Annotated in this window: 13 protein-coding genes; 6 read left to right on the plus strand and 7 right to left on the minus strand. The window is 73.7% G+C overall.

Annotated elements, in window-relative coordinates; all coding sequences use genetic code 11:
• Positions 1-37: 37 nt before the first annotated feature.
• From JOD65_RS21050 to JOD65_RS21065, 4 genes are read left to right on the plus strand one after another with little or no spacing between them, the layout of a single operon-like run.
• Positions 38-1,189 carry an acyl-CoA dehydrogenase family protein gene (locus JOD65_RS21050; RefSeq protein WP_191194673.1) on the plus strand — a complete coding sequence of 384 codons (1,152 nt, stop codon included), beginning with the start codon at positions 38-40 and terminating at the stop codon, positions 1,187-1,189.
• Between the two features lie 13 nt (positions 1,190-1,202).
• A complete protein-coding gene (locus tag JOD65_RS21055) occupies positions 1,203-2,339 on the plus strand; it encodes an acyl-CoA dehydrogenase family protein (RefSeq protein ID WP_191194672.1) in 1,137 nt (378 codons plus the stop codon).
• On the plus strand, positions 2,339-3,490 hold the full coding sequence (locus JOD65_RS21060) for an acyl-CoA dehydrogenase family protein (RefSeq protein WP_191194671.1): 1,152 nt from the start codon (positions 2,339-2,341) through the stop codon (positions 3,488-3,490). Before JOD65_RS21055 ends, JOD65_RS21060 begins: the two co-directional genes overlap by 1 nt.
• Before the next feature lie 25 nt (positions 3,491-3,515).
• Positions 3,516-4,751 carry a hypothetical protein gene (locus tag JOD65_RS21065; RefSeq protein ID WP_191194670.1) on the plus strand — a complete coding sequence of 412 codons (1,236 nt, stop codon included), beginning with the start codon at positions 3,516-3,518 and terminating at the stop codon, positions 4,749-4,751.
• A gap of 33 nt (positions 4,752-4,784) precedes the next feature.
• Here JOD65_RS21065 and JOD65_RS21070 read toward each other — a convergent pair whose 3' ends face one another.
• The 7 genes from JOD65_RS21070 to JOD65_RS21100 form a co-directional block, all read right to left on the minus strand.
• The gene (locus JOD65_RS21070; RefSeq protein ID WP_204811321.1) at positions 4,785-5,591 is read right to left on the minus strand and encodes an LLM class flavin-dependent oxidoreductase; all 807 of its coding nucleotides are present in this window, start codon (positions 5,589-5,591) and stop codon (positions 4,785-4,787) included.
• Positions 5,570-6,838: a glycosyltransferase gene (locus JOD65_RS21075; RefSeq protein ID WP_191194669.1), complete on the minus strand. Its 1,269-nt coding sequence runs from the start codon at positions 6,836-6,838 to the stop codon at positions 5,570-5,572. The genes JOD65_RS21070 and JOD65_RS21075 overlap by 22 nt, the downstream gene beginning before the upstream one ends.
• Entirely contained in the window at positions 6,835-7,869 is a 1,035-nt protein-coding gene (locus JOD65_RS21080; RefSeq protein ID WP_191194668.1) for a glycosyltransferase family protein, read from the minus strand. Before JOD65_RS21080 ends, JOD65_RS21075 begins: the two co-directional genes overlap by 4 nt.
• Before the next feature lie 78 nt (positions 7,870-7,947).
• The gene (locus JOD65_RS21085) at positions 7,948-8,976 is read right to left on the minus strand and encodes a GNAT family N-acetyltransferase (protein ID WP_191194667.1); all 1,029 of its coding nucleotides are present in this window, start codon (positions 8,974-8,976) and stop codon (positions 7,948-7,950) included.
• The gene (locus tag JOD65_RS21090; protein WP_191194666.1) at positions 8,973-10,652 is read right to left on the minus strand and encodes an ABC-F family ATP-binding cassette domain-containing protein; all 1,680 of its coding nucleotides are present in this window, start codon (positions 10,650-10,652) and stop codon (positions 8,973-8,975) included. The genes JOD65_RS21085 and JOD65_RS21090 overlap by 4 nt, the downstream gene beginning before the upstream one ends.
• A 68-nt stretch (positions 10,653-10,720) precedes the next feature.
• Positions 10,721-11,461 (minus strand): GAF and ANTAR domain-containing protein, encoded by a 741-nt coding sequence (locus tag JOD65_RS21095; RefSeq protein WP_191194665.1) that lies wholly within the window; start codon positions 11,459-11,461, stop codon positions 10,721-10,723.
• Complete coding sequence (locus tag JOD65_RS21100; RefSeq protein ID WP_191194664.1) at positions 11,461-11,823, minus strand: hypothetical protein; 363 nt, start codon at positions 11,821-11,823, stop codon at positions 11,461-11,463. The genes JOD65_RS21095 and JOD65_RS21100 overlap by 1 nt, the downstream gene beginning before the upstream one ends.
• Before the next feature lie 87 nt (positions 11,824-11,910).
• Here JOD65_RS21100 and JOD65_RS21105 point away from each other — a divergent pair, with 87 nt between their 5' ends.
• Together JOD65_RS21105 and JOD65_RS21110 are read left to right on the plus strand one after the other, a co-directional pair.
• Positions 11,911-12,369 carry a hypothetical protein gene (locus JOD65_RS21105; RefSeq protein WP_191194663.1) on the plus strand — a complete coding sequence of 153 codons (459 nt, stop codon included), beginning with the start codon at positions 11,911-11,913 and terminating at the stop codon, positions 12,367-12,369.
• A 28-nt stretch (positions 12,370-12,397) separates the two neighbouring features.
• The gene (locus tag JOD65_RS21110) at positions 12,398-13,453 is read left to right on the plus strand and encodes a chemotaxis protein CheB (protein ID WP_191194662.1); all 1,056 of its coding nucleotides are present in this window, start codon (positions 12,398-12,400) and stop codon (positions 13,451-13,453) included.
• Positions 13,454-13,457: the final 4 nt, after the last annotated feature.

Below are 13,457 nucleotides of genomic sequence, written 5' to 3' on the forward strand. Positions count from 1 at the left end.
CTGCCGTGCGCGCCCGGACCACGACCCGAGGAGTCACATGCAGCTCGAGCTCAGCCCCGCGGACGCGGAGTTCCGGGGAAGGATGCGGGACGTCTTCACGACCAAGGTGTCGCCGGAGATCCGCGACACGGTCCTCGAGGGCCGCCACCTCACCCGCGACCAGATCGTCGAGGCGCAGCGGACCCTCAACGCCGAGGGACTCGCCGTGCCGCACTGGCCCGTCGAGTGGGGCGGCCAGGACTGGACGGAGCTCCAGCGGCACCTGTGGCACGAGGAGATGCAGCGCGCCGGCGTGCCCATCCCGTTGGCCTTCAACGCGTCCATGATCGGGCCCGTGATCGCCCACTTCGGCACGCAGGAGCAGAAGGAGCGCTTCCTGCCCGCCACGGCCAACCTCGACATCTGGTGGTCGCAGGGCTTCTCCGAGCCCGATGCCGGTTCCGACCTCGCATCCCTGCGCACGACCGCGGTGCGCGACGGGGACGACTGGGTGGTCAACGGCCAGAAGACGTGGACCACGCTCGGCCAGCACGGCGACTGGATCTTCACGCTCGTCCGCACCGACCCCGAGGTGAAGAAGCAGGCCGGCATCTCGATGCTCCTCATCGACATGACCACCCCGGGCGTCGAGGTCCGGCCGATCGAGCTGATCGACGGTGGCCACGAGGTCAACGAGGTGTGGTTCACCGACGTGCGGGTGCCGGGCGACCTGCTGGTCGGGGAGCTCAACGGCGGCTGGACCATCGCCAAGTTCCTGCTCGGCAACGAGCGTGTCGGCGTGGCGCCCGTCGGTGCGACCAAGCGGGCGCTGGCCGCCGTGAAGGCCAACGCCGGTCCCCTGATGGACGACCCCCTGGTCCGCGCACGCGTCGCCGAGCTCGAGAACGAGCTGCTCGCCCTCGAGCTCACCGCCCTGCGCGTGGTGGCGCACTCCTCGGACGGCGCTCCGCACCCGGCCTCGTCGGTCCTCAAGCTGCGCGGCACCGAGCTGCAGCAGGCCGTGAGCGAGCTCGCGCTCGACCTCGCCGGGCCGGCCTCGCTCGCCGCCCGCGCCGGTGACGACTCGCCGCAGGAGGGCTGGGCGCGGCGGTCCGCGCCGACCTACCTCAACCTGCGCAAGGCCTCGATCTACGGCGGGTCCAACGAGATCCAGCGCCAGATCATCAGCCGCACGATCCTGGGACTCTGAGGGGACTTACGACATGGACTTCACCTACGACGACGAGCAGCAGGCCCTGCGCGAGGCGGTCCGAGGCCTGCTCGCGACGACGTACGCCGATCACGAGGCGCGACGCCGCACGGTGGCCGACGACCCGGGCTTCGACCGCGCGCTGTGGGGCCGGCTGGCCGAGATGGGCGTCCTCGGGCTGCCGTTCAGCGAGGCCGACGGCGGCGTCGGTGCCGGGCCCGTCGAGATCGGGATCGTGTGCCAGGAGCTCGGCCGGGTGCTCGCCCCCGAGCCCTACCTCTCGGCGGTGGTGCACGCCGGCGGCCTCGTCGCCGCCGTCGGGACCGCCGAGCAGAAGGCCGACCTGCTGGGCCGGCTCAGCGCCGGCGAGATCGTGCTGGCCGCGGCCGACACCTCGCCCGGCGGTCGCTGGGCCTCGCGCGCGGACGGCGTACGCGCCTCGGTGTCCGCCGGCAGCTGGACGCTCGACGGCGTGGCCGATCCCGTCATGGGCGGTGCGTCCGCCGACCACCTCGTCGTCACCGCCGCCCTGCCCGACGGCGGCACCGGCGTGTTCGTGGTGGACGCCTCCGCGGCGGCGGTCACCGGCTACGTCGCGGCCGACCTCACCCGCGCGGCGAGCGTCCGGTTCGAGGCGAGCGCCGCCACGCCGCTCGGCGAGCCCGGCCGCGACCTGTCGCCGAGCATCGCAACGATCAGCGACCTGACCCGCATCATGGGCGCCAACCAGGCGCTCGGCGTGATGCAGAGCCAGGTCCGCGCGACGACCGACTACCTCAAGAGCCGCAAGCAGTTCGGCGTCACGCTCAACACGTTCCAGGCGCTCACCTTCCGCGCCGCCGACATGTACGTCTCGCTCGAGCTCGCCCACAGCACCGTCGACTGGGCCACGATGACGATCGCCGGCGGCGACCGCGAGGTCGTGGCCGACGCCGCCGACCGCGTCGGGCTCCAGGTGTCGCGGGCAGCGCGCCACATCGGGCAGGAGGCCATCCAGCTCCACGGCGGCATCGGCATGACCGCGGAGTACTCCGTCGGGGTCGGCACCGCCCACCTCACCGTGCTCGAGCAGTGGCTCGGCAACGCCGGGCACCACCTCACGCGACTCGCCGCCCGCGTCACCGACCACGAGATGGTGGACGCGATCTGATGGACCTCTCGCTGACCGAGGAGCAGGAAGCCTTCCGCCACCTCGCCCGCGACTTCCTCGAGCGCGAGGCCGTGCCCCACCGGATGCGGTGGGACCACGACGAGTCGGTCGACCTCGCGATCGTGCCGAAGATGGCCGAGCTGGGGTTCTTCGGTCTGACCATCCCCGAGGAGTACGGCGGCGTCGGGGGCGACTACGTCACCTACTCCCTCGCCATGGAGGAGCTCGGCCGGGCCGACTCCGCTCTGCGCGGCATCGTGTCGGTGAGCAGCGGGCTGGTCGGCAAGTCGATCCTCGACCACGGGACCGAGGAGCAGAAGCAGGACTGGCTGCCCCGTCTCGCCTCCGCCACCGCGCTCGGCTGCTTCGGGCTGACCGAGCCCGGCACCGGTTCCGACGCGGGCAACCTCACCTCCCGGGCGGTGCGCGACGGGTCGGACTGGGTGCTCGACGGGCAGAAGCTCTTCATCACCAACGGCACGTGGGCCGACGTGGCGCTGGTCTTCGCCCGCACGAGCGACGACGGCCCGCGCGGCGTGACGGCGTTCCTCGTCCCGACCGACTCCCCCGGCTTCGAGGCCCGCGAGGTCACCAACAAGCTCGGGCTGCGCGGCCAGGCGACCGCCGAGCTGTTCCTGTCCGGCGTACGCGTCCCGGACTCTGCTCGCCTCGGCGAGGTGGGTCGGGGGTTCAAGATCGCGATGGGCACGCTCGACAAGGGTCGGCTCGCGGTCGCGTCGGGGTGCGTCGGGATCGTGCAGGGCTGCCTCGAGGCGTCGGTGGCGTACGCCCGTGAGCGCACGCAGTTCGGCAAGCCGATCGCGTCGTTCCAGCTCGTGCAGGACCTGATCGCCGGCATCTCGCTCGACGCCGACGCCGCCCGTCTGCTGGCGTGGCGGTGCGCCGATCTCATCGACCGCGGCGAGCCCTTCGGGGTCGCGGCCTCCAAGGCCAAGCTGTTCGCGTCGGAGGCCGCGGTGCGCGCCGCCAACAACGCGATCCAGGTGCACGGCGGGGCGGGCTACGTCGACGACTTCCCGGTCGCGAAGTACCTCAGGGACGCGCGGGTGATGACGCTCTACGAGGGCACGTCGCAGATCCAGAAGCTCATCATCGGCCGCGCCGAGACCGGCATCAGCGCCTTCGGCTGACGTCGTGCGCCCCTAGACTCCGGGCGTGCCCACGGCAGCCGCAGTGCCTTCTCTCGTCGGCGCGGTGGTCGCCGGGACCGTCCTCGTCCTCACGGGACTGGGCGGCGGTTCGACAGCGGCCGCGACGCCTGCCGTGCCGGAGGCGATGGCGGGCTACTCCTACCTCACCGGGTCGGTGTCGTCGTCGCCACCGGGACCGGTCGTCGCGCTGTGGCAGCACGGCTACGGCGTCGAGTTCCTCGACTTCCCGCAGGCGGTCGTGCTCGGCGCCGCTGGCGACAGCTACCGCCGCGTCGACGTCGCCGAGGAGCGGGCCGGCTCCGAGACCCAGGGCGACCCGGCGCCGATGCTCCTCTCCCCCGACGGCACCCGGGTGGCGGTCGGCGACCACGACATCGAGCGACCGGACGTGGTGATCGTCGACCTGACCACCGGCGAGACCACGAGGCACGCCCTGCCTGCGGGACGCAGCGTCGTGCCCGTGGCGTGGTCGAGCGACGGCGAGGCGCTCGCGAGCCTGGTGTCCGACGAGGCGACCAATCCCTATTCGGGCGGGCGGATCACCGGCGCGATCGCCCTGCTCGACCTGCCCGACGACTCCGCCGAGGTCATCGACCTCGACGGCTCCGCCACCGCGGCCGCCTTCTCCCCCGACGGCTCGGAGCTCGCCGTCGAGCAGTCCGGCGGGATCACTGTGGTGGACCTGCAGGACGGCAGCCGGCGCGGCCTCGGGGTCGATGGCGTGCTCGCCGGACCTGCCGCGTGGTCCCCCGACGGCCGGCTGCTCGCCGTCACGACCGTCGAGCCGGTCGACGCTCCGCCCGGCGTCGACGCTCCCGGTGTCCCGAGCGGGCTTTCGTTCGTCGACGCCGACGGTCGGGACGCGGCCGTGCCCGATCCGCTGTCGCTCGACCTCGCCGGTCCGGGGCGCGTGCTCGGCTGGGCGGGTGACGAGGAAGTGCTGACGGTGCTCGCGGACGGGGCCGACGACCAGACGCTGTCGGTCGTGCCGCTCGACGGCGCCGAGCCGCGCCCGCTCATGCGGATGTCCGACCTCGGGTCCTACGGCGTCGGTCGCTTCCAGCTCGCGTCGTCGGTAGCCGGCTCCCTCGAGGTCGTCGATCCCGACGACGTGGACCGCGGGCCGTGGCCGTGGGCGCTCCGCGGCGTGCTCACGGTCGCGGCAGGTCTGCTGGCGTGGTTCATCGCCCGCGTCGTCGTCGTACGCCGCGCCCGTCGAGGTCGAGTGCGCACGCGGTAGTGGTCCCCGCGTGGGTGCGCACTCGACCAGCCGTCAGGCCGGTCCCGCACGGACGATCCGACGTACGTCGTCGAGGTCGAGGTCGTAGGGTCCGACGCGGGTGAGCACCCACGAGGCCCCGCGGTCCAACCACTCGGCGGGGTCCTGGTCGGGCTGCAGGTCGACGACCACGTCGAAACCCGGCCCCGGCTCATGGGCGGCGAGGTCCGCGGTGACGGTGTCGAGGTCGGCGGGACCGTCCAGTCCGATGACGAAGAAGCCGTCGTACGACGCCGCACGCCGCAGCGGAGCCCTGTTGCCGTACCGGCCGGCCAGCCAGAGGGGCACCCGCGGCGCCGGGCGGAAGCGGACGTCGCGCGCGGCGTGGTGCTCACCCTCGTGGTCGACGGTCTCACCGCTCAGCAGACCGGTCAGGACCGCGAGGCCATCGTCGAGCATCCGGCCGCGCACCTGGGGGTCCGCCTCGTCGCCGAACGCGCTGAACTCGCCCACCCAGTCGTCGCCGAGCCCGAGGCCCAGCACGAGGCGGCCACCGGACAGGACGGCCAGGCTCGCGGCCTGGCGGGCCAGCACCTGCGGCCGGCGGCGCGGCAGCGGGGTCACCATCGGCCCGAACAGCAGCCGCTCGGTGCGCAGGGCGACCGCGGCGCAGCACGTCCAGGGGTCGGCGATCGCGGCCACCCGGTCGCCGTACAGCAGGTGGTCCCAGACGAAGAAGCCGTCCCAGCCGGCCGCCTCCGCCTCGGCGGCGAGGTCGCCGACGATCCTCGGGTCGGCCAGGGCGTCGAAGGGGGCGACGAAGAGGCCGCGGCGGGTGGTCATGCCCACCCGCCGAGCCACGACGCGAGGGTGACGTCCTCGGTCCAGGGATGGAGCGACGTGGCGAGCGACGGTCCCGCTGGCGCCAGGTCGGGGCGACCCCAGCGCGCGGCGCGGCGCAGGAGGCGCACGTCCTGCAGCTCGGCGCGGCCGTCGCCGATCTCGCGGGACCCCGCGCACCCGTCGAGGCCGTCCAGGAGCGCGACCCAGGCGTCGCCGTCACCGAAGAGGCCGCGGCGCACCTCGAGGTGATGCCGCGCCGAAGCCGGCAGGTCCGCGTCGGCGGCCACGACCCGCGGGTCGGCGCCCACCAGGTCACGGTGCCGCTCGGAGAGGCGTACGACGGCTCGCGGCAGCGCCGCCAGCAGCGAGTCGACCGTGATGAGCAGCTCGGCGTCGGCGAGGGCCGGGGCGCAGGTGACGACGAGGTCGGCCGGGCCGCGTGCGAGGCCCCGCCACGTCGTGCCCGGCGCGGACGTGCGGTCCGCGACGGCCACGGTCTCGGCCAGGAGCGAGGCAGCGTCGCGCTCCCGCGAGCCCGCATCGGGGCCGTCGTGCCAGGCGACCGCGTCGGGCCGGTGCGCCAGCAGACCGCCCGCGGCCCACGACCGGTGGGCGAAGTCCCAGTCCTCCCCGCCGTAGGCGCGGAACGTCTCGTCGAAGCCGCCGGACTCGTCGTACCACCAGCGGCTGCAGGCCAGGACCGCGCTGATGACGAAGCGGTGGCTGCTGGCGTCGGCGTCCAGCAGGTCGCGGCTGGCGGCGTGGGCGTCACGCAGCCAGGCGGGCTCGGGCAGCTCGAGCGGCGGCGCGACCTGCTCGATCGGCTGCTCCAGTGAGGAGCCCGCGAGGTCGGCGTGCCGGCGGCGCCCCACCACCAGCGCCTCCGGGAGCGCCTCGGGGAGGGCGACCATGCGCTCCACGAAGGCCGGTTCGGGAGCAGTGTCCGCGTCGAGCAGCACCAGCAGCTCGCCGGTGCTGGCCGCCACGCCGAGGTTGCGCGCGGCGGCCGCCCGGAAGCCGTCGTCGTGCTGCCGCACCAGCCGCACGCCGGCCGGGACCGCGGGCGCTCGCCGCGACCCGTCGTCGGCGACGACGACCTCGTCCGCCGGGCGCGTCTGGCGGCGAAGTGCCGCGAGCGTGCGGTCGAGCTGGTCCTGCTGCTCGAAGTGGGTGACCACCACCGACACCCGCCGGCGACGGGCGGTATCGGGCGCGAGGTCCCACCGGTTGCCCGGCACCGAGGTGCCGTAGGGCGGGGCTGTCATCGGACCGTCGCCCACCACGCCCGGTAGGCGGCTGCCGTGTCCTCGAGCCGCGGCCCGAGGTCGGCGGCAGGTGAGGTCCAGGTCGAGGTCGGTCGGCGCAGCGCGGCGTCGAGGCAGGCCACCAGGGTGGCGTCGTCGAAGAGGTTGAGGGTGCCGGGGCGGAGGGCCGCCATCTCCCGCGCGTAGGCACCGTCGCGCGCGAGGGGCCGCCGGCCCGCGGCGATCCACGAGTTGAGGCTGCCGGACGCGGAGACGTTGCGGTGCGCCGTCACGCCGACCGCGACGCCGCGCAGGGCGCTGACCAGGTCGTCCTCCGGCACCCGGCCGGTGACCTCCACCGGCACGCCGCGGTCCCGGCCCGTCCGCACCAGCGCCTCGACCTCGTCGGCGTGGCCGGGCGCGGCATCACCGAGGACGCGCACGGACGCCATCGTCCCGGCGCGGCGCAGGGCAGCGACCGCGCGCACCACCTGCCGATGGCCCTTGCCGGGATAGACGAAACCGAACACGCCGACCACCGGCTCCGTCGCGACGGCTCCCACCACCGCGCGGCCGGGCCGACCGGCCCGGCCGTCCAGACCCGCCGGGACGGGCACCGGCAGCGGGATGACGATCCCGCGGGCGCCGGACGCGCTCCACCGGTCGACGAGGTCGTGCTCGTGCCACGAGTTGGTCGCCCACGCGTGGCTCGCGCGCACGATCCGGCCGTACGCTGCGGCGCGGGCCGCGAAGCCGGGCCCGTCGGTCGGCTGCGGGACGTCGTGCAGCGTGACCGTCAGGCGTACGCGCCGCGCGAGCTGCTCGACCACGGCAGCCGCGTCGAGGGGGTCGCGGCCCAGCAGCCGGTCGGTCAGGTGCAGGTGGACCGCGGCGCCCGGCACCAGCTGGGCGACGTCGCGGACGACCGGTGCACGCGCAGCATCCGCCACCTCGCCGGCGTACCTCGTGACGCCGTGCGTGTCGGGTCCGAGGAGCAGGTGGTGGGGCGCGGCGGGAGCGGCGTCGTGGAGGTGGGAGGCCGGCCTGAGCACCCGCTCATCCTGCCGAGGTCGGACAGACCCGGCCTCCCCCCAAAGCGTGGGGATCGCCGAGCCGCGCGCGTTCGGCGATCAGGGCCGGTCGAGCTTCTTCTGGAAGTCCCCCAGCCGAGCGACCGGCCGGAAGCCGAGCGCCTCGTTGACGCCGATCATGTGGCTGTTGACCTCGGCGTTGTAGGTCGTCAGGCGGGTGATGTCGGGGCGCTCGCGCTGCAGCAACCGCAGGTTGGCGACCTTGACCGCGACGCCGAGCCGGTGGCCGCGGTGCTCGCGGCGCACGAGGGTGCCCCACTGGTAGGCGCGCCCGGGCTCGTGGACCGTCGTGGCGAGGTCGGAGTAGGCCACCACCTCCCCCGTGGACGACAGCGCGACGGCGTTGTACTTCGTCCGCCCCTGCCTGCTGACGGTGGCCTCGCGCTCGCGGACTGCGTCAGTGCTGGCCGCCTCCGGCTCGAGCTCGAGGTCGCCGGTGGGCGCCTCGGTCGCAAGGATCGAAGTGATCTCGGCCCACCCCTGCAGCAGGTCGTCGGGCACGGGCCCGCTCCACGAGCGCAGCGTGTACGCCGGGTGCGCGCGGGCCGCGTCGCCGGCGAGCCCGCCCAGCAGGTCGTCGTCGACCGGCAGCCGGAGCACGCGCTGCACCTCCGACAGCGCCAGGTCGTAGCCGCGCGCCCGGGCGAACTCGGGCCCCGGGGCACCCTCACCGCCCGGCCCGGCGCCGTACGGCCACGACGAGAGACCGGTCAGCACCCGACGCCCGCGCGAGCGGGCCTCATCCTCCAGCAGGGCCAGCAGCGCCGAGCCGGTGCCGGCACGGCGGTGCGCGGGGAGGACGTGGACGTCGAGCTCGGCGAGCTCGAGGTTGTCCAGCAGCGGCGTCCGCATCCAGCCCGCTCCGACCGTCAGCCCATCCGCGACGACCGACCAGGCGCCCGACCAGCTGTGGGTCCCGGCGCCCTGCATCGTCGCCCGCAGCTCCTCGAGCTGCCACGGCGTCGCCACCTCGCCCAGCTCGTGCTTCGCCGAGGTCTCGTAGACGTGGTGCCAGGCCGCGAAGGCAGTGTCGTCGGTCGGGTCGACCGGAGCGATGCGCGGGCTCATCGGGCGCGTGACACCCGGCCCTCGTCCCACACCGGGCCGTCGGGCTCGTAGACCTCGCCGTCGGCGCCGTAGACCAGGAAGCGGTCGAAGCCGCGGGCGAACCACCGGTCGTGGGTCACCGCGAGCACCGTGCCGTCGAAGGCCTCGAGCCCGGCCTCCAGCGCCTCGGCGGACTGCACGTCGAGGTTGTCGGTGGGCTCGTCGAGGAGCAGCAGCGTCGCCCCGGACAGCTCGAGGAGCAGGATCTGGAACCGCGCCTGCTGCCCACCGCTGAGGGACTCGAACTTCTGCTCGCCGGCGTGCGCCAGCTCGTAGCGGTCCAGCACCCGGCTGGCCGCCTCCCGGCCCATCCCGTCGCGGTGGTCGTCGCCGCGGTGCAGGATCTCCAGCAGGGTGCGGCCGACCAGCTCGGGGTGCTCGTGCGTCTGCACGAACCAGCCCGGCCGGACCCGCGCGCCCAGCTTGGCGGTGCCGGTGTGCGAGACCGGTGCGGGAGGTACGCCGACGGGCTGGTGCTCGATGTCGGGGTCGCTGCCGCCGGCGGCGAGGAGCCGCAGGAAGTGGGACTTGCCGGAGCCGTTGGAGCCGAGCACCGCCACCCGTTCGCCGTACCAGACCTCGAGGTCGAACGGCTTCATGAGGTTGGTCAGCTCGAGGTCGGTGCACACGACCGCGCGCTTGCCCGTGCGCCCACCCTTGAGCCGCATCTTCACCTGCTGCTCGCGCGGCTGCTCGGTGGGCGGCCCGGCCTCCTCGAACTTCTTCAGTCGGGTCTGGGCGGCCTGGTAGCGGCTGGCCATGTCGGAGTTGTAGGCCGCCTTCTGCTTGTACATCAGCATCTGCGCGCGCAGCTTGGCGTACTCCTCGTCCCAGCGGCGGCGCAGCTCCTCGAAGCGCTCGAACCGCTCGGCGCGCGCCTCGTGGTAGCTAGCGAAGCCACCGGGGTGGGTCCACACGAGGTTGCCCGCGCTGCCCAGCTCGACCGTCACGATCCGGGTGGCGGTGTTGTTGAGCAGCTCGCGGTCGTGGCTGATGAAGAGGATCGTCTTGGGCGACTCGCGGATCCGCTCCTCGAGCCAGATCTTGCCGGGCACGTCGAGGTAGTTGTCCGGCTCGTCGAGCAGCAGCACCTGGTCGGGGCCCTGCAGCAGGTACTCCAGCACGAGCCGCTTCTGCTCGCCGCCGGACAACGTGGTGAGCGCGCGGTAGCGGGCACGGTCGTAGGGCATCCCCATCGCGGCGGTGGTGACCTTGTCCCAGACCACCTCGAGGTCGTAGCCCCCGACGTCGCCGTAGTGGCCCAGCGCCTCGGCGTAGGCCATCTGCACCGGCTCGCTGTCGTCGTCCATCAGCCGCAGCTCCTGGGCCGCCACCTCCTCGGACCACCGGCGCACGTCGGCCGGCGCCACCGACAGCAGCAGGTCGGCGACCGTCTCGTCGGCTCCTCCGTGGCCGACGAACTGCCGCATCACGCCCAGGCCTCCCGAGCGGGTCACGACGCCCGCGTGCGGCTTGAGGTCGCCGGTGACGATCCGCAGCAGCGTGGTCTTGCCGGCACCGTTGGCGCCGACCAGCGCGACCTTCTGCCCGTCGCCGACGCGGAAGCTGACGTCGTCGAGCAGCACCCGCCCGTCCGGCAGCTCGTAGCGCACTCCGGCGACATCCACGTGACCCACGCGAGGATTCTCGCAAGCCGAACCGTCCCGCGTCGCCTGGTTATCCCGTCTGGCGAACGGGCAACCGGTCAGGTGCGGTCGTCACCGTTGGTGCCGTGTGCCCTCACGAGGTCGGGCAGTCGCCCCGTGCGCACGACTTCCTCGGCGACCTGGGCGAGCTTGGTGTTCGTGGAGCTCGAGTAGCGACGGAGGACGTCGAAGGCCCCGGGCAGGTCCAGGCCGAAGCGCTCGATGAGGATGCCCTGCGCGACGCCGATCAGGTGGCGGTTGTGGATCGCGGTCTCGAGGCCCGACAGCTCCCTGATGTTCGCCAGCGCGATCGCGACGTGGGTGGAGTAGACCACGGCGAAGTCCAGCTCCTCGCGATCGTCGAACCTGCCCTCGGCCAGGGAGTAGAAGTTCAGCGCGCCGATCGACGAGCCTCCCGAGACGAGCCGGACGCTCAGCAAGGAACCGGCGCCCAGCTGGTGTGCCCGCGGCCCCCAGCGCGGCCATCGTGGGTCCACCCCCACCTCACCGCTGCGGTACCAGTCGTGGCCATCGGCCGCCTCCACGCAAGGGCCCTCCCCCAGCTCGTACTGGAGGTGGTCGAGCCTCTCGGAGAGGTCGTCGGTGGCGCCGACCGTGAAGAAGCGGTCCTGCCCGGCGCGGAGCGTGATGCTGACGCAGTCCGCGTCGCTGACGTGGTCCAGCGCTCGGTGCGTCACTGCCCGCGCCGTGGACTCCTCCGACCGCGGCTGCGACAGCTCGTCGGCCAGTGCGGCGAGCAGGACGGCGCGGTCGCTGTCGGACGTCGAGCCGTGAGCCATCACCCGGCTCCGTCCGCGCGGGGCCGGGCAGCGATCTCGTCCAGCTCGGCGGCCTCGTCGTCAGCCCTGGCCGCCGATCGGTGCTGGTCGGCGCGGTGCGGATGACCGGAGCCGTCCGCCATCAGGGCGGCCGATCGGTGCGCCTCGGCGGCACGACGGTGAGCGGCCCCGGCGCGGGCATGGGCATCCGCGCTGTGCCGCTGCGACTCGACCACGGCCCGCAGCGCGCGATCGATGTCATCAGCCCCGACCGGCTGTCCTGCCCGGAGGCGGGCAAGACGTACGACGAGCTCGTCGGCGCGCGCCTCCGCCTCGCGAATTCGCGCCCGTGCCCTCTCGTCAGGAGTGCTCGGGTCAGGCATGCTCAAGTGTAGGCGCGTCCCCGCGCTCGGTCGACCGCAGCAACTGGTCGAGAGGACCCTCATACGACCCGCGGTCAGCGGGTACGGATGAACACCGATGAGCAGCGATCGGGGACTGGGGTGGTGGCGATGGAGAGCAGCCCGACCGGCGGGCGGGGCGTCCTGGCGTCCAACCAGGCGCTGCGCACCTGGGCCGCCGGGCTCCGCACGTGGAGCAGGGCTGCGCGCATCTCCTCGTCCTCCGAACGCGTCCGTGCCCAACGGCTGATGGCCGGGGCCGCGGGCCTCCGCGGTGCCCACGGCGACATCAGTCATCGACCCCGACTCGGTACGGACCCCGACGAGCCGGTCCTGCCGAGCCTGGACGACGTACGCGTCGACGAGCTCGTCGCGGTGCTCGTCGGACGGCACCACTTCGGGGCGCTGGGCGCGGTCCGCGCGGTGCGCCTCGCCCTCCTCATGGCGGGCTACCCGCCGGCCAGCGAGCAGGTGCTCGCGGCGGACGCCCTCGACATCCTGGACTCGGCCCTGTTCTACCCGGGCTGAGTCCGAGCGCATGGGAGATGGTCGGGACATGAGCGCGGGACGCGCGACCGCTGCCGGTCCACCCATCGTCGCGGTGGGGGCCTCGGCCGGTGGGGTCGAGGCGTTGCGCGAGCTGATGTCGCTCCTGCCGTCGTCCCTCCGGGCCTGCGTCCTCGTCGTCCTGCACGTCCCCGGCAACAGCCCCAGCGCGCTCCCGTCGATCCTGCAGCGGGTGTGCGACCTGCCGGTCAGCCAGGCCGAGAACGGCGGACGGCTCCGGGCCGGGGAGGTCCTCGTGGCGCGCCCGGACCACCACCTCGTCGTCGCGGACGGACACGTCCTGCTGACGCGCGGGCCGCGGGAGAACGGTCACCGTCCCGCTGTCGACGTGCTCTTCCGATCTGCCGCCCGGGCACGCGGGAGCAGGACGTTGGGCATCGTGCTGTCCGGCGCCCTCGACGACGGAGCCGCGGGTTCGGTGACCATCGCCTCCCGAGGCGGACGGGTCGCCGTGCAGGACTTCGAGGAGGCGCTGTACGACAGCATGCCGCGCTCCGCGGCGCAGGCCGTCGGGCGGGCCGACCAGCTCGCCCTCGAGGGGCTGGCAGCGCTGGCCACGACGTGGGCGGCCGGCCTGGACCAGGGCCCCCCGCCCGACGGGGCAGAGCACATCGAGATCACGAAGGAGGTCGGAATGGCCAGCATGGATCCCGACGCGATGCACGACCTGGTCCGACCCGGCACGCCGTCGGGCTTCGGCTGTCCCGACTGTGCCGGCGCGCTGTACCAGCTCGAGGAGGGCAACCTGGTCCGCTACCGGTGCCGCGTCGGCCACGCCTGGTCCGCGGACAGCCTCCTGGCCCGGCAGACGGTCGACCTCGAGGGCGCGCTGTGGATCGCGCTGCGCAGCCTGGAGGAGAAGGCCGCCCTCAATGCCGAGCTCGGCGAGCGCGCCAGTGGCCAGGGACACGACCACACGGCGGCGCGATTCGAGGAGAACGTGCAGGAGGCGATCGGTGCGGCAGAATTGGTCCGCCGGCTGATCACGACGATCGGCGGCTCCGCCGAACCCGCGGACGAGAGCGGCCAGACCGTGGGTGGATGAGGAG

It is taken from the genome of Nocardioides cavernae, assembly GCF_016907475.1.
Classification (GTDB): domain Bacteria; phylum Actinomycetota; class Actinomycetes; order Propionibacteriales; family Nocardioidaceae; genus Nocardioides; species Nocardioides cavernae.